This is a genomic window from Algoriphagus sp. NF (assembly GCF_028823735.1).
Lineage (GTDB): Bacteria > Bacteroidota > Bacteroidia > Cytophagales > Cyclobacteriaceae > Algoriphagus > Algoriphagus marincola.
Window position 1 is genome coordinate 21,673 of record NZ_JAPEIB010000007.1, and the last position, 23,739, is coordinate 45,411.

24 protein-coding genes are annotated in these 23,739 nt (G+C 42.8%); 14 read left to right on the top strand and 10 right to left on the bottom strand.

All coding sequences use genetic code 11. From position 1 onward, the window contains the following. Positions 1-65 precede the first annotated feature (65 nt). Both pafA and OU792_RS04705 read left to right on the top strand, forming a co-directional pair. Positions 66-1,697 carry an alkaline phosphatase PafA gene (pafA, locus tag OU792_RS04700; protein ID WP_274669607.1) on the top strand — a complete coding sequence of 544 codons (1,632 nt, stop codon included), beginning with the start codon at positions 66-68 and terminating at the stop codon, positions 1,695-1,697. Between the two features lie 289 nt (positions 1,698-1,986). Beyond that, a complete protein-coding gene (locus tag OU792_RS04705; RefSeq protein WP_134200525.1) occupies positions 1,987-2,442 on the top strand; it encodes a hypothetical protein in 456 nt (151 codons plus the stop codon). A gap of 10 nt (positions 2,443-2,452) precedes the next feature. Here OU792_RS04705 and OU792_RS04710 read toward each other — a convergent pair whose 3' ends face one another. Then, positions 2,453-2,845 carry a rhodanese-like domain-containing protein gene (locus OU792_RS04710; RefSeq protein ID WP_274669608.1) on the bottom strand — a complete coding sequence of 131 codons (393 nt, stop codon included), beginning with the start codon at positions 2,843-2,845 and terminating at the stop codon, positions 2,453-2,455. Positions 2,846-2,956: 111 nt separating this feature from the next. Between OU792_RS04710 and OU792_RS04715 the strand changes: the two genes are divergently transcribed. Both OU792_RS04715 and OU792_RS04720 read left to right on the top strand, forming a co-directional pair. Next, on the top strand, positions 2,957-4,063 hold the full coding sequence (locus OU792_RS04715; protein WP_274669609.1) for an App1 family protein: 1,107 nt from the start codon (positions 2,957-2,959) through the stop codon (positions 4,061-4,063). 78 nt (positions 4,064-4,141) lie between these two features. Next, positions 4,142-5,503, top strand: coding sequence for a M20/M25/M40 family metallo-hydrolase (locus tag OU792_RS04720; protein WP_274669610.1), 1,362 nt, complete (start codon positions 4,142-4,144; stop codon positions 5,501-5,503). A 21-nt stretch (positions 5,504-5,524) separates the two neighbouring features. Here OU792_RS04720 and OU792_RS04725 read toward each other — a convergent pair whose 3' ends face one another. Further along, entirely contained in the window at positions 5,525-7,942 is a 2,418-nt protein-coding gene (locus OU792_RS04725; RefSeq protein ID WP_274669611.1) for a penicillin acylase family protein, read from the bottom strand. Between the two features lie 148 nt (positions 7,943-8,090). Next, positions 8,091-8,537 carry an Hsp20/alpha crystallin family protein gene (locus tag OU792_RS04730; RefSeq protein ID WP_134200535.1) on the bottom strand — a complete coding sequence of 149 codons (447 nt, stop codon included), beginning with the start codon at positions 8,535-8,537 and terminating at the stop codon, positions 8,091-8,093. Positions 8,538-8,706: 169 nt separating this feature from the next. Between OU792_RS04730 and OU792_RS04735 the strand changes: the two genes are divergently transcribed. Continuing rightward, on the top strand, positions 8,707-9,813 hold the full coding sequence (locus OU792_RS04735; protein WP_134200537.1) for a Gfo/Idh/MocA family protein: 1,107 nt from the start codon (positions 8,707-8,709) through the stop codon (positions 9,811-9,813). A gap of 45 nt (positions 9,814-9,858) precedes the next feature. On the opposite strand, the gene OU792_RS04740 is transcribed toward OU792_RS04735, so the two are convergent. The 4 genes from OU792_RS04740 to OU792_RS04755 are packed head-to-tail and all read right to left on the bottom strand — an operon-like array spanning position 9,859 to position 13,613. Further along, a complete protein-coding gene (locus OU792_RS04740; RefSeq protein ID WP_134200539.1) occupies positions 9,859-11,034 on the bottom strand; it encodes a retropepsin-like aspartic protease in 1,176 nt (391 codons plus the stop codon). Then, positions 11,021-11,398, bottom strand: coding sequence for a VOC family protein (locus tag OU792_RS04745; protein ID WP_134200541.1), 378 nt, complete (start codon positions 11,396-11,398; stop codon positions 11,021-11,023). Before OU792_RS04745 ends, OU792_RS04740 begins: the two co-directional genes overlap by 14 nt. 37 nt (positions 11,399-11,435) lie before the next feature. Next, a complete protein-coding gene (locus OU792_RS04750; protein WP_274669612.1) occupies positions 11,436-12,536 on the bottom strand; it encodes a Gfo/Idh/MocA family protein in 1,101 nt (366 codons plus the stop codon). Positions 12,537-12,542: 6 nt separating this feature from the next. Next, complete coding sequence (locus OU792_RS04755; RefSeq protein ID WP_274669613.1) at positions 12,543-13,613, bottom strand: DUF6544 family protein; 1,071 nt, start codon at positions 13,611-13,613, stop codon at positions 12,543-12,545. Positions 13,614-13,719: 106 nt separating this feature from the next. Between OU792_RS04755 and OU792_RS04760 the strand changes: the two genes are divergently transcribed. Then, positions 13,720-15,354, top strand: coding sequence for a M28 family metallopeptidase (locus OU792_RS04760; protein WP_274669614.1), 1,635 nt, complete (start codon positions 13,720-13,722; stop codon positions 15,352-15,354). 57 nt (positions 15,355-15,411) lie between these two features. Here the strand turns inward: OU792_RS04760 and OU792_RS04765 are convergent, their stop codons facing one another. The 3 genes from OU792_RS04765 to OU792_RS04775 form a co-directional block, all read right to left on the bottom strand. Next, a complete protein-coding gene (locus OU792_RS04765; protein ID WP_274669615.1) occupies positions 15,412-15,753 on the bottom strand; it encodes a type II toxin-antitoxin system RelE/ParE family toxin in 342 nt (113 codons plus the stop codon). After that, the gene (locus tag OU792_RS04770; protein ID WP_026944823.1) at positions 15,743-15,949 is read right to left on the bottom strand and encodes a hypothetical protein; all 207 of its coding nucleotides are present in this window, start codon (positions 15,947-15,949) and stop codon (positions 15,743-15,745) included. The genes OU792_RS04765 and OU792_RS04770 overlap by 11 nt, the downstream gene beginning before the upstream one ends. Before the next feature lie 104 nt (positions 15,950-16,053). Further along, the gene (locus OU792_RS04775) at positions 16,054-16,281 is read right to left on the bottom strand and encodes a hypothetical protein (RefSeq protein WP_024281622.1); all 228 of its coding nucleotides are present in this window, start codon (positions 16,279-16,281) and stop codon (positions 16,054-16,056) included. A 249-nt stretch (positions 16,282-16,530) separates the two neighbouring features. On the opposite strand from OU792_RS04775, the gene OU792_RS04780 reads away from it, so the two are divergent. The 8 genes from OU792_RS04780 (at position 16,531) to trpA (ending at position 23,672) form a co-directional block, all read left to right on the top strand. Further along, positions 16,531-17,943, top strand: a complete 1,413-nt coding sequence (locus tag OU792_RS04780; protein WP_134200549.1) for an anthranilate synthase component I family protein — start codon at positions 16,531-16,533, stop codon at positions 17,941-17,943. Positions 17,944-18,035: 92 nt separating this feature from the next. Continuing rightward, entirely contained in the window at positions 18,036-18,425 is a 390-nt protein-coding gene (locus tag OU792_RS04785) for a four helix bundle protein (protein ID WP_026944827.1), read from the top strand. Between the two features lie 47 nt (positions 18,426-18,472). Then, on the top strand, positions 18,473-19,039 hold the full coding sequence (locus tag OU792_RS04790; protein ID WP_222582662.1) for an anthranilate synthase component II: 567 nt from the start codon (positions 18,473-18,475) through the stop codon (positions 19,037-19,039). 24 nt (positions 19,040-19,063) lie between these two features. Next, positions 19,064-20,074, top strand: coding sequence for an anthranilate phosphoribosyltransferase (trpD, locus tag OU792_RS04795; protein WP_274669616.1), 1,011 nt, complete (start codon positions 19,064-19,066; stop codon positions 20,072-20,074). A gap of 9 nt (positions 20,075-20,083) precedes the next feature. Continuing rightward, positions 20,084-20,899 carry an indole-3-glycerol phosphate synthase TrpC gene (gene trpC / locus OU792_RS04800; RefSeq protein WP_274669617.1) on the top strand — a complete coding sequence of 272 codons (816 nt, stop codon included), beginning with the start codon at positions 20,084-20,086 and terminating at the stop codon, positions 20,897-20,899. After that, on the top strand, positions 20,899-21,537 hold the full coding sequence (locus OU792_RS04805) for a phosphoribosylanthranilate isomerase (protein ID WP_274669618.1): 639 nt from the start codon (positions 20,899-20,901) through the stop codon (positions 21,535-21,537). Before trpC ends, OU792_RS04805 begins: the two co-directional genes overlap by 1 nt. A gap of 12 nt (positions 21,538-21,549) precedes the next feature. Next, a complete protein-coding gene (trpB, locus tag OU792_RS04810) occupies positions 21,550-22,728 on the top strand; it encodes a tryptophan synthase subunit beta (RefSeq protein ID WP_274669619.1) in 1,179 nt (392 codons plus the stop codon). Between the two features lie 167 nt (positions 22,729-22,895). Further along, entirely contained in the window at positions 22,896-23,672 is a 777-nt protein-coding gene (trpA, locus tag OU792_RS04815) for a tryptophan synthase subunit alpha (protein ID WP_274669620.1), read from the top strand. Positions 23,673-23,739 lie beyond the last annotated feature (67 nt).

A 23,739-nucleotide genomic window follows, 5' to 3' on the forward strand; every position in this document is an offset into this window, starting at 1 on the left:
AACAAAGTGTTAATATGCAGATGTATCTATATCCTTATCTTTGTGGCGTTAAAAAACCCAAAAGAATGAAAATCATCTCCAAATTCTTTCTCACGTTCTTCCTGTCTGTCTCTTTAGGAGCTTTTGCGCAACAATCGTCCGAAAAGCCAAAATTGATCGTAGGAATCATCGTCGACCAAATGCGTCAAGAATATCTTTATCGCTTTTCTGACAGATATTCTGAAGGAGGATTTAAGCGACTGATGAAGGAAGGGTTTATGATGAAAAATGGGCATTATAATTATATCCCAACTTACACCGGTCCGGGCCATGCTTCTGTTTATACCGGCACCACTCCTGCTATTCATGGAATTATAGCCAATAACTGGTATTCGAAAACGCTTAAGCGATCAGTGTATTGTGCAGAAGATACTACTGTTTACAATATAGGTGGCACGCCTCGGGCAGGGCAAATCAGCCCAAGAAACCTACTTAGTACCACCATCACGGATGAGTTGCGCCTTTCAAATAATAAGCGATCTAAAGTAGTTGGAATTGCTATTAAAGACCGTGGAGCGAGTATGCCTGCCGGCCATCTGGGAGATGCTTACTGGTTTGATAGTGAGTCAGGAGAGTTTATGACCTCTTCTTATTACGGAGACAAATTACCAGGCTGGGTTCAGAAATTTAATGAGCAAAAGCAGGTACAAAAGTATCTTCAGATGACTTGGGAGCCCCTTTTTCCAGCGAATACTTATGTGAATAGCATTGATGATGACAATAATTTTGAGCAACCTTTTATCGGAAAGGATGCCCCTGTTTTCCCTTACGATCTCTCAAAACTGAATGAAAATAATGGAGGAGCAGGCATGATTTCTTCGACTCCTTTTGGAAATAGCTTGACCTTTGATTTTGCCTATGCGGCGGTCGAAGGAGAGAAGCTTGGAAAAGGGGAAGAAACCGATTTTCTGGCGGTTAGTTTTTCGTCTCCTGACTACATCGGTCACCGCTTTGGCCCATCCTCGATGGAGCTGGAGGATAATTATCTTAGACTTGATCGAGAAATGGAAAAATTTCTCAACTTTTTGGATAAAGAGTACGGCGAGGGTAACTACTTGATTTTTCTATCTGCTGATCATGGGGTAGCTGAGATTGCCACTCACATGGAAAGCGAAAATATCTTTGCTGGGAATGTGAATGTTGGCTATATCCGAAGTCAGCTGATGGGCTACAGCAACTATGTATATGGTGAAGGAGACTGGATCGAAAACGTGTCAAATGATCAGGTCTTTTTGAATCACAAGTTGATCCAAGAGAAGGAAATTGATCTGGATGACATGCAGGAGGACTTGGCAAACTTCCTTCTACGATTCCGAGGGATCAAGGAAGTCTATACGGCTCACACCATGCGAAGCACCGAGTTTGGATCCGGGAGGGCAAAGCTTTTGCAGATGGGATATAATCATAAATCTTCAGGAGATTTGCTACTGATCCTGGAGCCGGGTTGGTTGACAGGAGGTCCTAGAGGGACATCTCATGGCACGGGATACACTTATGATACACATGTTCCGATTCTTTTTTATGGATGGAACGTGGCTGCAGGGTCAAGTACCCGCTATGCAACTATCACGGATATCGCCCCGACGCTATCCATGCTGCTCAATATTCGGCTTCCAAATGGCGCGACAGGCCAGCCAATTCATGAGATATTTGAATGAGGAGATTTGTACTGTCTGAATATGATTTTCTGAAATGATGAAAAGTGCCATAATTTCTCTTTTTATCTGGTGGGAAGCGGGGAGTAGGAAGAGTGAAGCTGGCATAATCTAAACCTCTAGGCTTAGTCTAGTACGTAGGCTTTTAATCTGGCAGTTTAGCCGATGATCAGAAAGTTGATTAATTAGGTCAAAAGCAATCATTCGATTTAATTCAGGCTTCTGGGTGATTAATGTCATATTTTCTCTGCCGTTTTGGGCTTAAAATTGAGTTCATTAATCCCAATGAGTTATGAGTGATACGCGTATATCCAAAGCCAGTATTCTTCATGCTTGCCAAATCAAGCAGGAGTTGACTATTTCAGATTTTGAAAAGGAAGTCAAAAATATCCGACAGAATCTCACCGACCATGATGAAATTGCCAGTCAGGCGCATCGCGGAAGCGGTGGTCAAAATGAAATGTTGGTTCGTTTAGAGCACGAATTGAGTTTCCTCAAAAAAGAACTGGAGACACTTAACAATCTGGATCCAAATGAGGCCAAAACCCACGTTGAACATGGTGCTGTCGTCGTGACAGATCAGCGGACCTTTTTTATTTCCACTTCTATCGAGCAAGTGGAGGTGAACGATAAGTCAATCTTTGGGATTTCGGTGAAGGCCCCTATTTTCAAAGTGATGGAAGGCAAGAAGTCTGGCGAAAGCTTTGAGTTCAATGGGATTCGGTATCAAATCGAATCAATTTACTAGAAGGCCATCTTTATCGAGTCAAAGGGAATCCTTGCTGATACCAAGCTTGGATTCCTCCTTGGAGGTGATGCACATTGGTGAAGCCCTCATTTACAAGCATTTCTGCAGCATCCCTACTTCGAGCACCGACTGCACAATAAATAAAAATTTGGCTGTCCTTAGGAAGTTCCAAAACCTTGCTTTTGAAATCCGGCCTGTAATAATCCATTTCTATCGCACCTTCAATTTTTCCCTGAGCGATTTCCTGAGGAGTACGGACATCTATAATTTTACCCGATGGACTCAATTCGCTGAATTTCTTGGGGTCCAAATTGATGACCTGATTCTCCGTTTTTGTGGAAGAGGTACTACAGGCATTTATCAGAAGGATTGAGAAAAGAAATATCCAGCTGAGATTTTTCATAGCGTTTATTTTATTCTGAGGTAATTCAAACCAGCAATGTTTTTCCAAAATTAGGATATTGGACTTTCGATATTTTGTGAGAAAAATTACAAAGCTCAAAATTGATGATTAATGCCTTTTAAAAAACTTCTCCCTTTACTCTACTTTTTTAAGCGACAGGTCTCAAACGCCAAGTTATGGATGAGCATTCGGCTTGGTCTGGTGAAAAAGGCAAAGATTCAACCCTATTTGGGATTTGGAAGTGAAAGGGAAATCTATCTCGCAGGCAGGGTTTTGGAGGATAAGGGGATCGCACCTGCAAATGAGGAGGACGGATTCAAAGAAAACTTCCGATCCATGCGAAAGCGGTTTTTAACCGTTATTTTTCCCGGTGTGGATGTTCGATTAGTTTGGGGTGAAGAAAGACTTTTAGCCAAGACCGACGAAGAAGGCTATTTCGAATTCAGGTTTTCTCCAAAGAAAAAGCCTGAGTCGGGTTGGAATAGCCTTAGCCTTTCTCTGCCTAATCCTCCAATCAGAAATCAAGGTCAGGTAGAAGCGAGCGCCTGGATATATGTCCCCTCGAAGAAGGCTGATTTTGGAATCATTTCGGATATAGATGATACGATCGTACCCACTGGGGCAACGAGGCTTTGGGATATGCTGAAAACCACCTTTGCCAAGAATGCCCATACCAGAATTCCCTTTGCAGGGGTGGCTGCCTTGTACGATGCACTTCGAAAAGGTTCGGATGGGGAGGATAGCAATCCCATATTTTATGTTTCGAGTAGCCCTTGGAATCTCTATGATTTTCTTCAGGAAATGATGGCGGTTCACCAGATTCCTAGAGGACCATTGATGCTGCGTGATTTGGGACTATCAAGGGATCAGTTTATAGCCGGGAGTCATTGGGATCATAAATTGAAGCAGGCTGAGCATATTTTATCTGCTTATCCTGATTTGCCATTCATTTTAATTGGAGACAGTGGGCAGAAGGATCCGGAGATTTATCTGGAGGTTTGCCGGGACTTCCCGGGTCGGATTCAGGGGGTTTATATCCGGGCCGTTGGGGATAGGGATCTTTCAGGGCTTCAAGAAGATTATGAAAAGGTAGCTGTACCCTTTATTCTGATGAAAGATTCCATGGATGCTAGTAGACATGCTGCAGGGATGGGCTGGATATTGGAGGAGGATCAAAGTACCATTCTTCGACAAAAGCTACAGGATGAAGCAGGTTGACAGCATATTCTAACCATTAATCCCAGTAAGTTTTGAATTTTACCAAGATTTCATTCTATTCCCATAAAACCGATCATTATGAAGAAAATACTCCTTTTACTTTGCCTATTTCCTTTGGGGCTTTTTGCCCAAAGTCATGAAGAGAAAATCAAGTCGATTTTTGATCTGGAGCTATCAGAAGGGCATACTTATGAAAATCTCCGCTACCTCTGCAAGGAAATCGGGCACAGATTGTCTGGCTCTCCTCAAGCTGCAGCGGCGGTGGAATACACCAGGCAACTTATGGAAAGCTATGGTTTTGACACGGTTTATTTACAGCCGGTGATGGTTCCGCATTGGGTTCGTGGAGGCAAGGATGAAGTTAAGATCGTCAACTCCAATAAATTGGGCACGCTGGAATTAAACGCATTGGCACTTGGGAATACGCAAGGGACAGGACCAAGTGGTCTTTTGGGAGATGTGGTGGAAGTCAAAGGACTCGATGGATTAAAAGCTCTTGGAGAAGGGGCTAGAGGTAAAATTGTTTTTTTCAATCAGCCAATGGACCCAACTCTGATCAATACCTTTCAAGCCTACAGTGGAGCAGTGGGTCAGCGAGGCTCAGGAGCTGCAGAGGCGGTTAAATTTGGAGCTAAAGGCGTGATTGTCCGCTCCATGAGCAATCGGATTGATCAGATTCCTCATACCGGAAATCAACGATACAATCCTGATTATCCTGAAATACCCGCTTTGGCCATTAGTACAGCAGATGCTGAGCTACTGAGTGAATTGCTTCAGGAGCAATCCGACCTGAAAGTATTCCTCAAATCTGAGGGAGAAATGAAGGGAGAGGTGCTTTCATACAATGTGATCGGTGAAATCAGAGGCTCGGAAATGCCAGAGGAAATCATCGCAGTGGGTGGACACCTGGACTCTTGGGATGTAGGTGAGGGTGCGCATGATGATGGGGCAGGCTGTATGCAGGCGATAGAGGTATTGAGGATTTATAAGCAACTGGGCTGGAAACCGAAAAGAACGATAAGGGCGGTCATGTGGATGAATGAAGAAAATGGATTAGCGGGAGGAAGAGAGTATGCCCGGGTGGCCAAAGAAAAAGGTGAGAGGCATATTGCTGCCATTGAATCTGATGCCGGTGGGTTTTTGCCCTTGGGTTTTTCCTCCTCCGGTACAGATGTACAGCGCACCAAACTTGCCGCTTGGAAAGACCACTTTACTCCCTACAATATCTGGAAATTTGATGTGCCTGGAGGTGGTGCCGATATCGGGCCGCTTCGGGATCAAGGCCCTATTTTGATCGGTTTGCATCCCGATTCCCAACGTTATTTTATTTATCATCATACCCCTGCTGATGTTTTTGAAGTAGTGGATCAACGCGAGCTCGAGCTAGGTGCCGCGGCCATGACGGCTTTGGTTTACCTGATTGAGCAGGAGGGGATTTAATAATGTGGAATTGAGTAAATATTATTCTTTCGGTTCCAATTTTTCTTGGACAGCCTTTTTTCTAAGTATGCTTTCCTTTGCAAAGGGAATCCCCACAAATTCATCATTAGCCCAGATGGGAAATAGGTTTTTGTAAAAGGGGCTTTCGGGGTTTCCCGACTGTCCAGGATTGTTGATTCCGATGGTTTTTTCCCAGTCTTCGGTATCCACTACGATTCTAAAGGAAGCACCGGAGGTATTATTGTTTCCATAGGCGTTGGCTCCGGGGGTAAAGCTATATCCTCCCCGAGGCAGCGTTTCGGTGTTGAGTTTGGCCTGCCATTCGGCATTGACCACTTCGCCTAGGGGATGACGGATTTTGGCGTGTTTGTAATCCGCCTGTCCATAGTGCCAGTTGGATGGATTTTCCCCAAGCTTGTCCTCCAAAGCTTCGATAGCTTCCTCGAAACTTGCCATCAATAATTGATTCCGGTTTTCTATCGGGTTTTGATCATAGATCCTAGAAGGATTTTCCATCCACTCCAGCACCCGAGTCAGCTGAATGCTTCCCAGCCAGGGTTTGACTTCATCTGGAATCATCAAATCGGAAACGTTTTGCCTCAGAATTCGCTCCCACATCACATAAACTCCCGCTTCTACTGAGCTGGGAGCCAAAACAAAATCCCAGTTTTGCAGGACCTGACTTAAAGAATCAGCACGCGCAGTTTCAAAAGTTAGATTTTTCAGAAAAGGAACTAATCGTCTTGCGGGTAAAGCCAGATAGTCATTTTGCAAAGCTCCCAATTCCTCGACCGTAAACTTCTTATCCTGACCCAATACCTCCTTGATTCGCTCCCCTCGAAAATCATCCGCCCACTCATAGCCCAGGGCCTCTGGAAAGCGATAATCTGCTTCAGCCACATTTTGATTGGCCGTAGAAATAAAACCAGATTCGGGGTTTATGGAGTGAGGTCGATCGGCGATGGGAAGGTAGTTATCCCATCCGTAGCGACCATCACCCATGGTAGCAACCAGTCCGGAAAAGCCCTTTCGAATGGGGGCGATTCCCGTTGCCTGCCAGCCGATATTTCCTTCTCGATCTGCCCAAACCATATTTTCCGCAGGAATATAATTGTAGGTACAGGCATCCCTAAATTCCTCCCAGGTCTTCGATTGATCCATTCGCAGACTGGCGAGATAGGGCGCCGAACCAGGTTCCAACCAAGCACATTCCACCGCCACTGCCTTATTTAAGTCTTCATCGATAAAGGTAATAGGGCCATGAATAGTATATAAATGCTCCACGATTCGGTCTTCACTACCTTTCACTTTGATCGTGTCTTGGATACTTTGCATGTCCAGCCATTCGCCCTTGTGTCGGTATTGGCTAGGGTTATCGGGGTTGATATCATACACTCGCAAATCTTCATTGTCTGTCGAGAAAATCGTCAAGCCCCAAGCCCCATACTCATTATGCCCGATGGAAACGCCTGGAATAACAGGCTCTCCCGCTCCAATCACATTCCAACCCGGAGCATTCAGATGAACCCAATAGCGTAAAGAAGGAATGGCCTGTAAGCGATGGGGATCATTGGCCATCATGGGATAGCCACTGGCAGATTTTTCTCCTGAAATGACCCAATTATTGCTACCCTGTGCAAAAGCATCTGAGTTTAAGGTGAAATTTAATTCTTCTTCAAGTAAGGCAGTGACTTCCTCAAACTCTTTACTATCCCTTCGAAATTCCTCTATGATGTCTTCCGGCCGAAATTCAACTCTCCTTCGGAATGCCTGATAGGGAGCCAGAATATCTTTCATCAATAATTCTTCTGGGATACCCAGATCCAAATCTAAGACTGGCTCATTGGGATGGAAATAGTAAAGTTCTTTTGCTTTTTCGGCTCCAATCTGACTGACAACCCGGCTGATATCCAATTCGTCCACCACATTTTCCAACAGACCCTGATGACGAGAAATCACCACCTCCCAAGTCCAGGGTTGGGGTTGGATGCCCAGCATTTTAAATTCAATTGGCAGAGTTTCAGGACTGGCCTTGGATTCCGCGATGTATGTATTGATACCTGCCACGAAAGCATCTACGATCTCCACTCCTCGAGGATGGTAATGTTTGAGTTCGGTTTCCTTGTCTCCTCTAAACTTGAAGAGTCTTACACCTCGATCGCGTTCGAATTCCCTCTCTCCCAGAATCTCAGCTAATGTTCCTGTAGCTTGTCTCCTCCAAAGCTCAAATTGAAATAAGCGATCTTTGGCAGCAAGATATCCCTGTGCAAAGAATAGGTCCTCTTCATTTTGGGCGAAAATGTGATTGATCCCATTTTGGTCGCGAATGACTTCTACAGACTGATTGAGACCTTGGATTTCATTTTCTTTTTCTGTGCAAGAAAGAAAGATGGTGAGGGAAATGGTCGAAATAAGAAAGGAAATGCGAGCTATTTTCATGAAGTTGGAATTTGATAGAAAGTCGAGCTCAAAATACTGAATTCCAACTGCTTTTATATGGATGGAATAAAATCCAAAAAAGAACCCCGGAATATCCGGGGCTCCTTTTCTAACTATCAATCAAAAAATACTACCTCTATGGGTTTTTTCAGCCTACCGAAATTGCCTTTTTAGCTTTTCCTTCGGCTAGTGCTTTTTTAGGAAGGACTAGTTTCAACAAACCCTTTTCGTATTTGGCATCAATGCTCTCTTCGGTGATATTTTCGGGAAGTACAAAAGACCTTCGAATACTTGAATACGAAAATTCCTTTCTTCGATAATCATTCTTTTCCTCTTCTTTTTCGTCCTTTTTCTCCGCAGAAATATTGAGAATGCCATCCTCCACTTCTATTTTGAAGTCCTTCTTTTCAAATCCCGGCGCCGATAACTCGATTTTGAATTCCTTTTCATTCTCGATTACATTGGCTGAGGGAACCTCCGCAGAATTGTCTGCGAACCACAATTTTTCATCCCAGTCGAAGGGATTCTCTGCGCCAAAGAAGTCCTGGACCATTTTGGGCCAAAAACCTCTATTTCGTTTTGCTAATGTGCCCATGATTGAAATTGATTTTGTTGATTTAAATTTCGACTCTCTTCCAAAAATTTGGAATGACAAAAGTCAGGAAATCAGCTGATTGAGATCAAATTAAACAAAGTGTTAAATAGAAGTAATTTTTGAAAGCAATCTTATAAATCTGTATTTTGGTTGAAAATTGAACTAAGAGATGACACATTTTTCCAGAAGAGAATTGATTAAAAAACTCGGATTGCTTTCAGGCATGACTTACCTGACCCCTTATGCATTCTCAGCCTGTGCCGAACCCAAAAACTCCGAAAAGAAACTGGGAGTTGCATTAGTCGGTTTGGGCTACTACAGCACGGATCTTTTGGCTCCAGCTCTACAAATGACGAAGCATTGCTACCTGGCAGGTATCGTAACCGGAACGCCCGAAAAAGAGAAAATCTGGATGGATAAATACGGGATTCCAAAGGAGAATGTGTATAACTACGAAAACTTTGACTCCATCAAAGACAATCCCGCTATTGATGTCGTCTATGTGGTCCTTCCACCCTCCATGCATCGAGAGTATGTGGAGCGGGCCGCTGCGGCCAAAAAGCAGGTTTGGTGTGAAAAACCCATGGCCGTGACTGCTGAGGATTGCCAAGCCATGATCGATGCCTGCAATGCCCATGAAGTGAGCCTTTCCATTGGCTACCGTTGTCAGCATGAACCGAATACCCTAGAGTTTCAGCGAATAGTCAAGGAAGGACTGCTAGGTCCAGTTCAGCGGGTAGAATGTGCTGCTGGTTATCGGGAAAACCGCACCAATCATTGGAAACAAAAGCGTGAAATGGGAGGTGGAGTGATTTACGATATGGGGGTTTATTCTATTCAAGGAGCCCGACTAGGGAGCAACATGGAACCTATTGCTGTCAAATCTGCCAAAGTCTGGACCGAAAGACCAGATATCTACCAAAATGGGTTGGGTGAAATCGTGGAAGCCGAGTTAGAATTCCCCGATGGAGTGACTGCTTGGATCAAAACTAGCTTTGCAGAAAATATCAATTTTTTGAACATCCAATGTGAAGACGGCACTATAGAAATGGCACCCTTTCAGGCCTACGCAGGAAATCGCGGAAAAAGTCCGCTAGGTGAAATCAACTTCCCATATCAAGTCCCTTGGCAGCAAGCCAATCAGATGGATATGGATGCACTCGCGATTATGAATAATCAAGCGATGAAAGTACCGGGTGAGGAAGGAAAGCGGGATATCCGGATCGTGGAGGCGATTTTAGAATCCGCAGAGACTGGCGAAAGGGTGTTGATTTAAAAGGATTTAGCTTTTGAAATCTTTATGATTTATTTCTAATTCTCCTTAAAATCGATAAGGTATTCTGGAAAAAACCAGTTCCTGCCCATTCGTTTTTTTGATTGTGAATTGGTCGACATTTACCCCATAATACCATCGGATAAATTGGCACTGATCTTCAAAACTTTCAGGTGAAATTCCATTGACTTCTAGAATTTCTTCTCCCACTTCTATAAGTTCGTCTTCTGGAATGAGCCCTACGGATTTGCCAGAGATGACCACTTTGCCATTTTGGTAGTTTAGATTAAGGTAATTTGGATATTTAAATGGTCCGGGATTTTCTTTTAGATTAAGGTAGTAAGCGGACTCCGAATTGTTGATAATCGTTTGATGGCTCAAGTGAGCGAAAAAGCCTATTCCTAGTTTATTTGCAGTTGGATACTCAAATGTAGCCGGTACCTGAGGGAAAGACTTTCCAGCGATCCTAAGACTATCTAAAAGTATAATGGAGGTAGGGATCACAGTCTGACTTACTGCGCCCGTATTTAAGCTTATGTTGGGATTATCTAATCCAAGCGATTTTTTGGAAGCTAAAAATTCTTGAATAGAACTCTGCCTGTCAGAAATATCCAGTATTCCTGAGAATCCGGTGTCGATGAGGATATTTTCGAAATCAATTCCCTCAAAGCTAAAGTCCAAAAAAGGCCGATTTCCCATATATTTCACAGGGATTTTCATAAAATGGCTTTCTACGGGAAAGGGTTTCAGCGATACCTGAATAGTTTTTTGTTCGAAATCAATCTTCCAATTGAGCTTCTGAATAACATTGGACCCGAGAAGGTAGTAATCATGACAGACCAAATAAGGCATATCTGTCAAAAGGTTATTGACATTAGTAATTTCAAAGCCTCCTATCTCCACCAGATTAGTAATTCCTGTTCTTACTCTTTTCCGCTCCCGGTTGGAATCCCTCATCGTCATTCGTTTGCTTTTTTTGGAAATCCCTCCCTTTTCAAGGATGTTTTCACCAGCTAGCCCCATAGCAGCTCCAGTATCAAAGGCAAAATCAATTTCTTGGCCGTTCATTTTTCCTTTGAAAACCAAAAGCCTGGCGTCCATATGAAATGGAATCGTAAAGACTGTGTCTTCTTTGGATTGGGCTTGGAGAAAATTGGGCGTGAGAAAAATAAAAACGGCAATACTCCACAAGCAAGTGAGTGAAAGCTTCTTAGGATTCAACATGCTGATCAATTAAAATGGTATTTCCATCAGGGTCAAAAAGAAGGATACTTGCAGGACCTGAGCTATTTGGGTCGGCTTCCTGAGCTAATGGAATTCCGGATTCCTTTAGTGATTTTTGAATTTTTCGTACATCGTCGAAGTCGCCCACTTGTTGCGCTTCCTGATCCCAACCGGGATTGAAAGTCAGGATGTTTTTTTCGAACATTTCATGAAAAAGGCCAATCAAAGTCTGATCGTTTTTCATGATCAGATAGTTTTGTTCCATGCTTCCAGCAAAAACAGCGAATCCGAGTTGTTCATAAAATGTTCTGGATTTTAATAGGTCTTTGACAGAAAGACTGATGGAGAATGCGCCTAGTTTCATGATCTTTAAGTTTAAAATTTCAAGAAATTACAAATTTTCAATCAAAATAAACAGTCTGCCCCTTCTCAGCACTTTCCTTTGCTGCTTCCAAGATTTCCATGACCAAGAGATTGTTTTCTAGGGAATAAAGATCAAAGCTCGATAATTCTAGTTCTCCTCTGACCACAGCTTTGAGCATCAGGAATGGATCGGGGTAGGGAGGTGGGAGCTCGGGAAGATTAAAAACCTGCTCCTGAAATCCATCATAGCCTTCTGCTAATCGAGTCCGGAGTTGGTTTCGATTGTCTGCATAAATCACTCCTTTTTCAGCATAAATTTCCATGTCTTTTCTGCCAATGGGCCAATTCCATGAAGCTTGGATAATCAATTGCTTATCAGGATAGTTGACAATAATAGTGGCATCATCCTCTACCTTGGGATTATTTTCAGGTTGAAGCTGCTGGGTGATGGCAGTAACAGAAATGGGGCGCTCGCCTGCTGTGAGCCAAGTCATCAGGTTGGCTCCATAGCAACCAAAATCCATCAAGGCGCCTCCTCCATTCAATTTGGGGTCAGTTAACCATTCCAAAAATTCCGGGCCAACACCAATCTTTTTTGGTCCCCGGTGTCCATCTCGGACGATGATTTTTACTGCTTCGCCAAATTCTCCTGACTCCAAAATCTCTTTGGCTCGATGGTTAGTAGGATACCAACTGGTCTCGTAATTTGTAAGCAAGTGAATTCTATGTTTTTTTGCCAAGGCTTCCATTTCGTGGGCATGAACTAAACTAACCGCAAGGGGTTTTTCGACCATGACGTGGATTCCTCTTGGAGCTGCCTCTTGGACAATTTTCAGGTGATCAAAGGTGTTTCCAAATGCGGCGATTGCTTCAGGTTTAGTCTCCTCAAGCATTTCTGCTAAGTCATCATAGACTATGTTCATGGAGAACCCGAACTGAGTGGCATATTTTTCCGCAAGTTCTCGGTTACTTTCTGCGATACCTACAATTTCATAATCGCCTCGATCCATAGAAGATAGTACCCAGCCAACATGTCCGTGGCTTAGGCCTCCTACCGCCAGTCGTAGTTTTTCAGTTTGTGCCAATGCGCTAAGGTGCATTCCGAAAAGAAGAAGGCAGATGATGAGCTTTTTAATCACGGGTTTCTAGTTGTAAGTATATCTAATAGAATCAATCTGTAAACGGAGCCAAGTCCAATCCCCTTCAGGGAGTTTCCAAGTTGCATTCATTTTGCTTGGGATCCGAATACCCTCAAAATCTCGGTATTCTTCCACTTTCAAAATCCAGGGGAATCGTTTCGAATCTTCTTTATTTTCATAAAATCGCAAAGCTTCAAATCGAACAAAATCACCGGCTTCATTGAAATGAAATGTTCCGCTACCACTAGTTTGATTTATCTTCAGAGTAGCTTCTGCAGTATTTTGATCTAATTCTTTCCAGCTGATAGCCGGATGAAATGCCAAGCTAGGCATCCAAACAAGTTCGCCTAAAAACCGCTGTAGGCTTCCCTCATTGATTTTATCTCCGCTCTCGTCCACAATGGGGATGGCTGCTCCAATACGAATAAGCATTTCGCCATTTCCATCTTTGAATTGATCTCTACCAAAAATTTTAATGCCGGGAATCATATCCATCTCTACTTGCCAGTGGAAGCCAAGCGGGTCTAAGCTGCTCACTTGAAAAGCTTGGGCTTCTTTCCAATCCTTTTGAGCCGGTTTCATTTTCATCTGGGCAGTTTGATGGATTTCAGCAGAGATCATGGGACTTTCCATCCGGTATCCTGATGCTTTCAACCATTTTTGGATAGCAAGAGGTAGTTCTTCTGTTTTTCTCAGATCAGGAATACTTCCCGATTCCTTAAATACAGCTTTTTCTGAGGTGATTTTTTTCTCCCAATTAGCCTGATAGATCATTTGTATTGCTACAAATAGGAGAATCAAATTGGCGATACTACCGAATTTTGCATCCTGCCAAACTGTGAAAATCAGAATCTGCGAAAGGACAACAGCTGCGAGACCAAGGTAGCCAGCTAATGGTTTCTCCAGGAAAGCAGCTAGGGCAAAGGCTAAGAACAGCAAAGCCCCAATTAGCCAAAAAACGCCTTGAGTTGTAGAAATAGGCTGGGTGAGCTGTTGGATTTCAGCCAATTTGAATGCCTTGAGAAAACCCATCAAATGGATTAAGCCATGCAGGCAAACAAAAAAAAGTAAGGCCATTTTCATTTTTTTATGATATGTGCTTGAGCTTCCTCCAATTTTGTAATTTTCTATCCATAATCAAATTTTGCGTAGCTTTCATTTATCAATCATCGAAAAGGATTTTATGAAAGCATTCCACGCCAAGTTACTCGTCTTTATGTTTTTAGCAGGGGCCTGCACCTCCGAGAAGCCCTATAAGTTCGAGGTTGCTGATCTAGAGCCTCATATAGACACCTTGTCATCGGATTATTTCGAAGGGCGAATGCCTTTTTCCGAAGGAGAAAAAAAGACAGTAGACTATCTCCTGCAGGAGTTTCAAGAAATTGGCCTCGAACCTGGTAATGGAGATTCCTTTATTCAGGATGTTCCCTTGGTATCTATTCTGACTTCGGCTTCCCCAACAATGGAGATTTCATCAGAAGATCAAAAACTGACCTTGGAAGGGCTGAAAGATTATGTGCTTTGGACTCAACGGACAGAGTCTGAGGTAGCCTTTGAGGATGTGGAAATGATTTTCGCAGGCTTTGGTATCGTCGCTCCTGAGTATGGGTGGAACGATTATAAAAACATCGATGTGAAGGATAAAATTGTGGTGGTCTTGGTCAATGATCCAGGCTTTGGTACAGAGGATCAGGATTTTTTCAAAGGAAATACTATGACCTACTATGGGCGCTGGACCTATAAATATGAAGAGGCTATTCGTCAGGGAGCTTTGGGTTGCCTGATCGTTCACAATACAATTCCGGCTGGTTATGGCTTCAATGTGATTCAAAATTCATGGAATGCCTCCAAGCTTTATTTAGATGATCGCGGGAAAGAGGACTATAAGTTGGCCTTTGAGGGATGGGTGACTTTGCCTACGGCAAATAAGCTTTTTGAAATGGCTGGTTTGAATGAGCGAGAACTTTTGGCCAAGGCCAGAAAGGCGGATTTTGAAGCGATTCCCATGAATTTGAAAGCTAGTGCAAGTATGGAAGTGGAGGCTACCTACAATACATCCAAAAATGTGGTTGCCAAGATTACAGGCTCCACAAGACCCGAGGAATATGTGGTTTATACCGCGCATTGGGATCATTTGGGAATAGGAAAGCCAGATGAAAAAGGCGATAGTATTTATAACGGAGCCTTGGATAATGCCTCAGGCACGGCCGCTCTATTGGCAATTGCCAAAGCGTTTAAAGAAAGTGAGCAGCCAGAGCGCTCTGTGGTTTTCTTGGCTGTCACGGCAGAAGAACAGGGACTTTTGGGTTCGGCTCATTACGCCCAAAACCCGATTTATGACCTAGAAAAGACAGTTGCCAATATCAATATGGATGGAATAAACCCTTACGGAAAAATGCGTGACGTTTCGGTGATTGGAGTGGGCCAATCCGAAATGGAGGATTTACTGAATGTAGAATTGGAAAAGTTGGGGAGGTATTCAGCTCCCGAACCCAATCCTGTTGCTGGGTATTATTTCCGATCGGACCACTTCAATTTTGCCAAAGTTGGCGTGCCGGCTTTGTATTTTCACACAGGAATTGATCATGTGGAGAAAGGAAAGGAGTTTGGGAAAACCCTACAGGCTAATTATACGGCCGAATATTATCACAAGCCTTCTGATGAGTACGATCCTGAGCGGTGGAATCTAAATGGCGCAGTCGATGATGTCCAATTGCTTTTTAATATCGGACAGAATATTTCCAATAGTAACAATTGGCCTAATTGGAAGGCTGGTTCTGAGTTTAAGGCGGTGAGAGATGGGTATATGAAGAAGTGATTGGGAAAGGCATTAAGAGCTTGCTTTGAGAAAAGCGTCACCCTAATTCCTTGTATTTTATTCTTGCTCCTCTCCTTCGATCAGCCCTATAAGTGCTTTTAACTCTGTGTTTGAAATATTTTCTTTCTCGGCTTTGTCGTAAACTGAAAGTAAGAAAACGGTATTTTTATTAATTTTTACTAATGAAATAACCCTAGCGCCACCTGATTTTCCCTTCCGCTTGGATTTGATTGACATTCGGATTTTAAAACAATTTTTACCTAGAGAAATCCCTTGGATTGGAGTCTTTTGAAGACTCTGGATTAGATCTGAAAAATCTTCCTTCAAGGAAGGATATTTTTTTGAAAGCTTTTTTAACTCCTTCCTAAAATTCGGAATAGCAACTATTTCATAATTCATCCAATAGTTCTTTGGCTGAAATTAATTTTGTTTTACCTTCTTTGACTTGATTGTATTCTTCAATAGATTGCTTCAGGTTGCTGAAAACGTCAGCCTTATACGGGCTTAGGGTTTTGGCTTTTACAAATTTGAAATTTTTTAAAAGTTCCAAAATGAAATCCGCTTTTTCGTCTTCGATTTCTAATAATAACTTCATCGTATTAGTTTGTAGGTTAGCCTTTTTCCTTTTGATAAGCTTAATTTAACAAAATCAGGCAAGAAATTAAGTTATTTATCTGATTTAAAATTCAATCCCTCCAATCAACTTTTTGCCAAAAGCAACTGAAACTCCAAAGGGCTGCATGGCTTAAATTCATCTTCGGCCAAATCCTCAAAAATTTCTTCATCGAAGGTCATTTCTGTTTTTTCTACTTTTCCGTCAGGATGTAAAATCAATTCCGTACCGGTATAATCTGAGGGATTGACCATTACCAAAACCTGATAGTCATCAAAAATCCGCTTGAAATACTGTGCTATTGCCTTGCCCATTGAGTTCTTTTTAATTTTTTTTCAAAATTAAGCCAATATTTTGATGATTGGATTTTGTGAATTGGGATCCCTTCCTAAATTTGCCGATATCTTATGAAACAAAGCACAAACAAATATTGGTGGTGGCATACTGAAACTTTCCCGGGGAAAGCACAGAAAGCCCTTGCCTAAATTTGAATGCAAGAAATACATGAAAGGCTTACTGGTTTCCCCCGGTAAGCTTTTTTTTATGTCAAAAAATAACCACTCATGAACCACGTGAAATTTCCTATTCTGACCACCTACAAAAAGCGATTGGCTGATACGATTACCCCGGTGAGTATTTACCTTCAGATTCGGGATCGTTTTGCGAATCCGATTTTGCTGGAAAGCTCCGATTATCATGGCCAGGAAAATAGCTACTCCTACATTTGCTTCAATCCATTGGCTACCTTTTCCTTCAACGATGGGAAGGTGTCTGAAAAATTGCCGAACGGAGAAGAGCTTAATTACGAGGTGACTCCCAAAAAGCCTTTAATGGATCATCTGAGGGCTTTTGGAAACAAATTTGACCCAACACCAGACAAGTTCAAGTTTAGTACAAATGGGCTTTTTGGCTATATCCAGTATGATACGGTGGGCTGGTTTGAGGATATCAAACTGAGTAAAACTCAGCCCAACGAGGTGCCGATGATGCACTATTCCATGTATCAAAACATAATTGTGGTCGATCATTACAAAAATGAACTTCATCTTTTCGAACACCGAGTAGCCGGAGCTGAAAATCCGGAGTACATGGCTGAAATTGAGCAATTGCTCAACAATAAAAATATCCCTGCCTATTCCTTCAAGAAAGTCGGGGAGGAAGTTTCCAACTACACGGATGAGGAATTTCTAAAAATCCTGAATCAAGGAAGAGAGCATTGTTTCAGAGGTGATGTCTTCCAGATCGTACTTTCCAGAAGGTTTACCACAGAATTCAAAGGAGATGAATTCAATGTGTACCGTGCACTTCGCTCCGTCAATCCTTCGCCGTATTTGTTCTATTTCGATTATGGTTCATTTAAGGTTTTTGGAAGCTCTCCAGAGGCACAGATTGTGGTCAAAAATCGAAAAGCAACGATATATCCGATTGCAGGTACTTTCCGTCGTACAGGAAATGACCAAGAGGATGCCGCTCTTGCCCGCAAATTGTATGATGACCCGAAGGAAAATTCAGAGCATGTGATGCTAGTGGATCTGGCTCGGAACGACCTGTCCCGTTCTTCCGATGTAGTCAATGTGGATGTATTCAAAGAAATCCAATACTATTCGCACGTCATTCATTTAGTGTCAAAAGTGACTGGAGAATTGCCGGAAGGAGCCAATCCCCTGCAACTCGTGGCAGATACCTTCCCAGCCGGGACACTTTCCGGAGCTCCAAAATACCGGGCAATGGAACTCATCGACGGCCTTGAAAATATAAGTCGACAGTTTTATGGAGGCGCGATTGGTTATTTGGGATTCAATGGAGATTTCAACCATGCCATTTTGATCCGATCCTTTGTCTCGGAAAACAATCAGCTTCGCTTTCAAGCCGGAGCCGGTGTAGTAGCCAAGTCCTCCATTCCCTCCGAGTTGCAGGAAGTTGCGAATAAACTGGAGGCGCTAAGAGTCGCGTTAAGGGCGGCGGAGGAGATTTAAGGGGTTTTAGGAGTTAAAGGTTGTAAGGTTTGAAAGTTGAAAGGTTGATTTAGCTTAATTGAAAGATTGAAAGATTTAAAAATTGGAAGATTATGGCGAAATACGAGCGATTTGAGGATTTGCCTATCTGGCAACATGCGTTAGAAATAGGAGTTAGAATTTATAAACTGGTAGAAACTGAACAACTCTTAAAGGATTATCGAGCTAAAGATCAGCTAATTGGTGCTGCAATTTCGATCTCAAACAATATTGCTGAAGGCTTTGAATATAATAGAAACCGTCAATTTATCCGGTATTTAGAAATTGCTAAAGGTTCCGCAGGAGAATTAAGAAGTCAGCTATTTCTGATGATGAAAGCTGGAAAAATTAACCAAGAAATTTATGATTTTAATTACAAGGACCTGGTCCTCTTTTCTAGTGCTGTTAAAGGCCTAATCAAATATTTAAAAGAATTTGAAAAGAATCGAAAAAGGAAAGGATGAAAAGTAATCTTACAATCTTCTAATCTTTCAATTTTCCAATCCCAAAAATGAAAATACTAGTACTCGACAATTACGACTCCTTTACCTACAATCTGGTTTATATCATCCGACAGCTAGGTTATGGAGATCAAATGGATGTCTTTCGGAATGATAAGATTTCCTTGGAAGAGGTTGCTCAATACGACAAAATCCTGCTTTCTCCCGGTCCTGGTATTCCAGAAGAGGCTGGGATCATGCCCGAATTATTGAAAAGGTATTCTTCTGAGAAGTCTATCCTAGGAGTTTGCCTGGGACATCAGGCGATTGGGGAGGCTTTTGGCGGTGGTTTGATCAATTTGTCTGAAGTCCTACACGGAGTAGCTTCTCAGGTGAAAGTGGAAAAAGATTTGCTTTTCGAAGGAATCACAGATACTTTTCCTATTGGAAGGTATCACTCTTGGGTCATTGACGAATCCACCCTTTCGCAAGACCTAGAGGTGATAGCAAGAACTCCGGACCGACAAATCATGGCCGTTCGCCACAAAACTTTTGCCGTCAGAGGAGTTCAGTTTCATCCCGAAAGTATCCTGACCGAAAATGGAGTCAAAATCATTCAAAACTGGTTGGAATCCTGATTTCTGCCCAAAATCAACCTTAAAATGAAAGAAATTTTAAATCAACTGATCGAGCATAAAACTCTGAGTCAAAGTCAAGCTCGTGAGGTATTAAAAAACCTGGCAACAGGAGCCTATAATTCCTCTCAAGTCGCAGCCTTTATGACGGTGTATTTGATGCGTTCGATCACGGTGGAGGAGCTTCGAGGCTTCCGTGAGGCCATGCTTGAGCTTTGTGTGCCGGTAGAGATTGCTGAATATGATGCCATGGACCTTTGTGGCACGGGAGGTGACGGGAAGGATACCTTCAATATTTCGACCCTTTCTTCCTTCATCGTCGCAGGAGCTGGGCAAAATGTCGCCAAGCACGGCAACACTGGGGTTTCCTCGATTTGTGGATCCTCAAACTTGCTGGCTTATTTTGGCTATGAGTTTACCAATGACATCAGTGAAATCAGGCGCTCATTGGACGAGGCAGGTATTTGCTTTTTGCATGCACCACTTTTTCACCCGGCGATGAAAAATGTGGCTCCGATCCGAAAAGAGCTTGGTGTAAAAACCTTTTTCAATATGCTTGGCCCAATGGTCAACCCAAGCTTTCCAAAGAAGCAATTGGTGGGAGTTTTTAGCTTGGAATTGGCCCGGTTGTATGCCTATCTCTATCAGGAAAGTGATGCGCAATTTTCCATTTTACATGCCTTGGATGGCTATGACGAGATTTCGCTTACGGGAGATTTTAAAATGATATCCAATTCTGGGGAAAAATTATTCAAGCCAGAGCAAATCGGACTCTTTAAACTGAATGCCGAAGAAATCAAAGGAGGCGAAACTGTGGAAGAATCCGCCAAAATCTTCGAAAATATCTTAAGAGGCAAAGGAACGAAGGCTCAAAATGAGGTCGTCCTAGCCAATTCAGCGGCGGCTTTGGTTACCGCCAACTCTGATCTCTCATTCCCGGATGCTGTGGAGAAAGCACGAGAGGTATTGCTAAGCGGAAAAGCCTTTGATGTATTCAATGGTCTTGTCAATCCAAAAACCTCTGTTTCATTCGCTTAAACATTGATTATGAATATTTTAGAAAAAATAATTGCTGACAAATACCGAGAGGTAGCCGAGCGCAAAAGCTTGATTCCAGTCAAACTGCTTGAAAAAAGCATCTTCTTCGATGGCAAGGTGGTTTCGATGAAAAAGTATGTGACTGATCCTGAAAAATCCGGAATCATTGCTGAGTTCAAGCGGAAATCACCTTCGAAAGGTCTGATAAATGGGGCTGCTTCGGTAGAGCAGGTCAGCATTGGCTACATGCAGGCTGGGGCTTCTGCCTTGTCCGTTTTGACTGATCAGGAGTATTTTGGTGGAAGTAGTGAAGATTTGAAAGTCGCTCGCAAATTCAACTTTTGTCCGATTCTTCGGAAGGATTTCGTGGTGGATGAATACCAAATCATCGAGGCCAAATCAATTGGTGCAGACTGCATTCTTTTGATAGCTGCGGCTTTGGAGCCAGAGAAGCTTAAGTCACTTGCATACTTTGCAAAAAGTCTGGGATTAGAGGTTTTGTTGGAAGTTCACGATGGAGAAGAATTGGAAAAAAGCCTAAATGACGGAGTGGACCTTGTAGGAGTGAATAACCGAAATCTGAAGACTTTCGATGTTTCCATCGATACCTCTTTGGAGCTAGTTTCAGCGATTCCTTCTTCTTTTGTAAAAATCTCTGAGAGTGGGATTTCAGATCCTAAAACGCTTATTGAATTGAAGAAGGCTGGGTTCGACGGTTTTCTGATCGGAGAGAATTTTATGAAATCGAGTAGGCCGGAGCAAGCTGCTTACAATTTCATCAAGGAGTTTAAAAAATTAGCTGCGAGCGAATTATCAGAAGTCTGATGGAAATCAAAGTCTGCGGCATGCGTGAGTTGGGAAATATCCAAGGTTTGATCTCGGAGGTCAAGCCTGATTGGATGGGATTGATTTTCTATCCCAAATCCCCACGCTTTGTGAAAGAGGATAAAGCTATAGATTTCAATAAAGTTGATGTAAAAAAAGTCGGGGTTTTCGTCAACGAAACGGAGATCGAAATTCTTCGAAAAGTCAATCTTTTTGGACTCTCAGCCATTCAATTACATGGAAGTGAATCTGCCGAATTTGCCGAGCGGCTTTCCCAAAATACGGAAGCTGAGATTTGGAAGGTGATATCCGTGAAAGAGGAGATTGATTGGGGAAGTTTGGAAGGCTACTTGCCATTTGTAGATAAATTCCTTTTCGATACCGCGACTGCCGCGCATGGTGGTTCGGGAAAGAAATTTGATTGGTCTGTTTTGGAAACTTATCCCTTCGACAAAAGCTTTCTTTTGAGTGGTGGGTTGGATGAGGAAAGTGCCGGTGAAATTCTAAATTTGAACCGCCAAATTCCACAATTTAGCGGGGTAGATTTGAATTCCAAATTTGAGGATGCGCCTGGCTTAAAGAATATTGAAAAATTGAAAAAATTTAAACAAAAGCTTCTGTCACAAGAGGCCATTTAAACTGGAGAAGATATGATAAGAGTGGATGAAAAGGGTTTTTATGGAAAGTTTGGAGGTGCATACATCCCTGAGATGCTCCATCCCAATATCGAGGAGTTGAGAGATAATTACGAGTCTATTGTGGCCTCAGAGGAATTCCAACAAGAGTTTCAGCTTTTGCTGAGGGACTTTGTGGGAAGACCAACGCCGTTATATTTTGCCAGCCGATTGTCCGAGACCTTTGGTGCAAAAATTTACCTAAAGCGGGAAGACCTTTGCCATACCGGTGCGCACAAAGTAAATAATACCATCGGTCAGATCATTTTGGCCAAGAAGCTCGGAAAAAAGCGAATCATCGCCGAAACGGGAGCTGGACAGCACGGAGTAGCTACAGCGACGGTTTGTGCACTGATGGGGATGGACTGTACCGTGTACATGGGAGAACTGGACATAGAGCGTCAGCGTCCCAATGTGGAGCGGATGAAAATCCTTGGGGCAAAGGTAGTCCCTGCAACTTCAGGTTCGCGTACACTCAAGGATGCGACCAATGAGGCTATGCGTCAGTGGATCAACAATCCCGTGGATACACATTATATCATCGGTTCGGTAGTAGGCCCGCATCCTTATCCTGAGATGGTAGCCCGATTCCAATCGGTGATCTCAGAGGAGATGAAATGGCAACTGAAGGAGAAAGAAGGACGCGAAAACCCGGATTTGGTCATCGCTTGTGTGGGTGGAGGATCGAATGCAGCAGGTGCCTTTTATCACTATTACAATACTCCTGATGTTCGATTGATTGCAGCTGAGGCCGCAGGATTGGGAATCAGTAGTGGTAAATCGGCTGCAACCACCGTTTTGGGTACGCCCGGTATTTTACATGGTTCCAAGACGATTCTGATGCAGACCGAAGATGGTCAAGTGGTCGAACCGCATTCAATTTCTGCAGGCTTGGATTATCCTGGAATCGGACCTGTTCATGCGCATCTATTCGATATCGGTCGGGGAGAATTCGTGGCCGTGGAAGATGAAGATGCCATGCAAGCGGGGATTCTACTCAGCCGCACAGAAGGAATCATTCCAGCTATTGAGACAGCCCATGCTATTCATGCATTGAACATGATTGAGTACCGCAAAGATGACGTTATTGTGATCAACCTTTCCGGCCGAGGGGACAAGGATCTGGAGACTTATATTAAATGGGGGGGATATTGAGGGAAGTAGGTAGTTTGAAGAACGAAGTACGGATGGATTTTGAACCTCAATCGAAAAGCCTCTTTCAATCGCAAAAAAACATCAATTTGAATTTACGAATAGATTAAGCTCCAGGGTCAAAAGCTCAACAAGCCTCGTATTTCGTATTTCGTAAATCGTATTTAAAAATGAACCGAATACATTATTTATTCAACAACAAGCAGGAGCGGGTGCTCTCGATCTACTTTACGGCTGGTTTTCCCCATTTGGAAGATACGATTCCGGTGATGGAGGCCATTCAAGCAGGTGGTGCTGATATTATCGAAATCGGTGTTCCATATTCCGATCCGATTGCCGATGGTCCGACCATTCAGGATAGCAATAAGATTGCCTTGGAAAATGGCATGAGCATGAAGAAGCTTTTTGAGCAACTGAAGGGCTTTCGTGCCAAAATCCATATTCCCGTAGTCTTGATGGGTTACTTGAATCCAATCATTCAGTTTGGAATGGAGGACTTCTGTAAAAAGTGCAAGGAGGTTGGGATTGATGGTTTGATCGTCCCTGATTTGCCGATGCAGCAGTATTTGGATGAATTCAAATCGCTTTTCGAAGAATATGGATTAGTGAACACCTTCCTGATTTCCCCACAAACCTCCGAAAAGCGTATACGTGAGATCGATGAAAATACAGATGGCTTTATTTATATGGTTTCATCACATTCGATCACCGGAGCAAAAAGTGGAATCAGCGAGGAGCAAATCACCTATTTCAAACGGGTGCAGGATATGAATCTTAAAAATCCTCGTCTAATCGGCTTTGGGATTTCTGATGCAGAAACCTTCACAACTGCTTCAAGCTACAGCCACGGAGCCATTATCGGTTCGGCTTTTATCAAAACTATCAAAGACTCAAAGGATTTAGGTGAGGATATTAAGAACTATTTACAATCTGTATTGAAAAATTGAAAGCTCTTGTCCGCTGCGTCAGATTTGAAAATCCTTTAAATCAACCCAATTCATACAATTAACCAAA

Excerpts from the sequence above, each read along its gene's own strand:
- OU792_RS04720 (WP_274669610.1), top strand. The coding sequence starts at position 4,142 with ATGAAGAAAATACTCCTTTTACTTTGCCTATTTCCTTTGGGGCTTTTT.
- OU792_RS04715 (WP_274669609.1), top strand. The coding sequence starts at position 2,957 with ATGCCTTTTAAAAAACTTCTCCCTTTACTCTACTTTTTTAAGCGACAG.
- OU792_RS04780 (WP_134200549.1), top strand. The coding sequence starts at position 16,531 with ATGAACCACGTGAAATTTCCTATTCTGACCACCTACAAAAAGCGATTG.
- OU792_RS04785 (WP_026944827.1), top strand. The coding sequence starts at position 18,036 with ATGGCGAAATACGAGCGATTTGAGGATTTGCCTATCTGGCAACATGCG.
- OU792_RS04730 (WP_134200535.1), bottom strand. The coding sequence starts at position 8,537 with ATGGGCACATTAGCAAAACGAAATAGAGGTTTTTGGCCCAAAATGGTC.
- pafA (WP_274669607.1), top strand. The coding sequence starts at position 66 with ATGAAAATCATCTCCAAATTCTTTCTCACGTTCTTCCTGTCTGTCTCT.
- OU792_RS04760 (WP_274669614.1), top strand. The coding sequence starts at position 13,720 with ATGAAAGCATTCCACGCCAAGTTACTCGTCTTTATGTTTTTAGCAGGG.
- OU792_RS04770 (WP_026944823.1), bottom strand. The coding sequence starts at position 15,949 with ATGAAGTTATTATTAGAAATCGAAGACGAAAAAGCGGATTTCATTTTG.
- OU792_RS04710 (WP_274669608.1), bottom strand. The coding sequence starts at position 2,845 with ATGAAAAATCTCAGCTGGATATTTCTTTTCTCAATCCTTCTGATAAAT.
- OU792_RS04775 (WP_024281622.1), bottom strand. The coding sequence starts at position 16,281 with ATGGGCAAGGCAATAGCACAGTATTTCAAGCGGATTTTTGATGACTAT.
- OU792_RS04790 (WP_222582662.1), top strand. The coding sequence starts at position 18,473 with ATGAAAATACTAGTACTCGACAATTACGACTCCTTTACCTACAATCTG.
- OU792_RS04740 (WP_134200539.1), bottom strand. The coding sequence starts at position 11,034 with ATGTTGAATCCTAAGAAGCTTTCACTCACTTGCTTGTGGAGTATTGCC.
- OU792_RS04745 (WP_134200541.1), bottom strand. The coding sequence starts at position 11,398 with ATGAAACTAGGCGCATTCTCCATCAGTCTTTCTGTCAAAGACCTATTA.
- OU792_RS04725 (WP_274669611.1), bottom strand. The coding sequence starts at position 7,942 with ATGAAAATAGCTCGCATTTCCTTTCTTATTTCGACCATTTCCCTCACC.
- OU792_RS04735 (WP_134200537.1), top strand. The coding sequence starts at position 8,707 with ATGACACATTTTTCCAGAAGAGAATTGATTAAAAAACTCGGATTGCTT.
- OU792_RS04755 (WP_274669613.1), bottom strand. The coding sequence starts at position 13,613 with ATGGCCTTACTTTTTTTTGTTTGCCTGCATGGCTTAATCCATTTGATG.
- OU792_RS04805 (WP_274669618.1), top strand. The coding sequence starts at position 20,899 with ATGGAAATCAAAGTCTGCGGCATGCGTGAGTTGGGAAATATCCAAGGT.
- trpB (WP_274669619.1), top strand. The coding sequence starts at position 21,550 with ATGATAAGAGTGGATGAAAAGGGTTTTTATGGAAAGTTTGGAGGTGCA.
- trpA (WP_274669620.1), top strand. The coding sequence starts at position 22,896 with ATGAACCGAATACATTATTTATTCAACAACAAGCAGGAGCGGGTGCTC.
- trpD (WP_274669616.1), top strand. The coding sequence starts at position 19,064 with ATGAAAGAAATTTTAAATCAACTGATCGAGCATAAAACTCTGAGTCAA.
- trpC (WP_274669617.1), top strand. The coding sequence starts at position 20,084 with ATGAATATTTTAGAAAAAATAATTGCTGACAAATACCGAGAGGTAGCC.
- OU792_RS04705 (WP_134200525.1), top strand. The coding sequence starts at position 1,987 with ATGAGTGATACGCGTATATCCAAAGCCAGTATTCTTCATGCTTGCCAA.
- OU792_RS04765 (WP_274669615.1), bottom strand. The coding sequence starts at position 15,753 with ATGAATTATGAAATAGTTGCTATTCCGAATTTTAGGAAGGAGTTAAAA.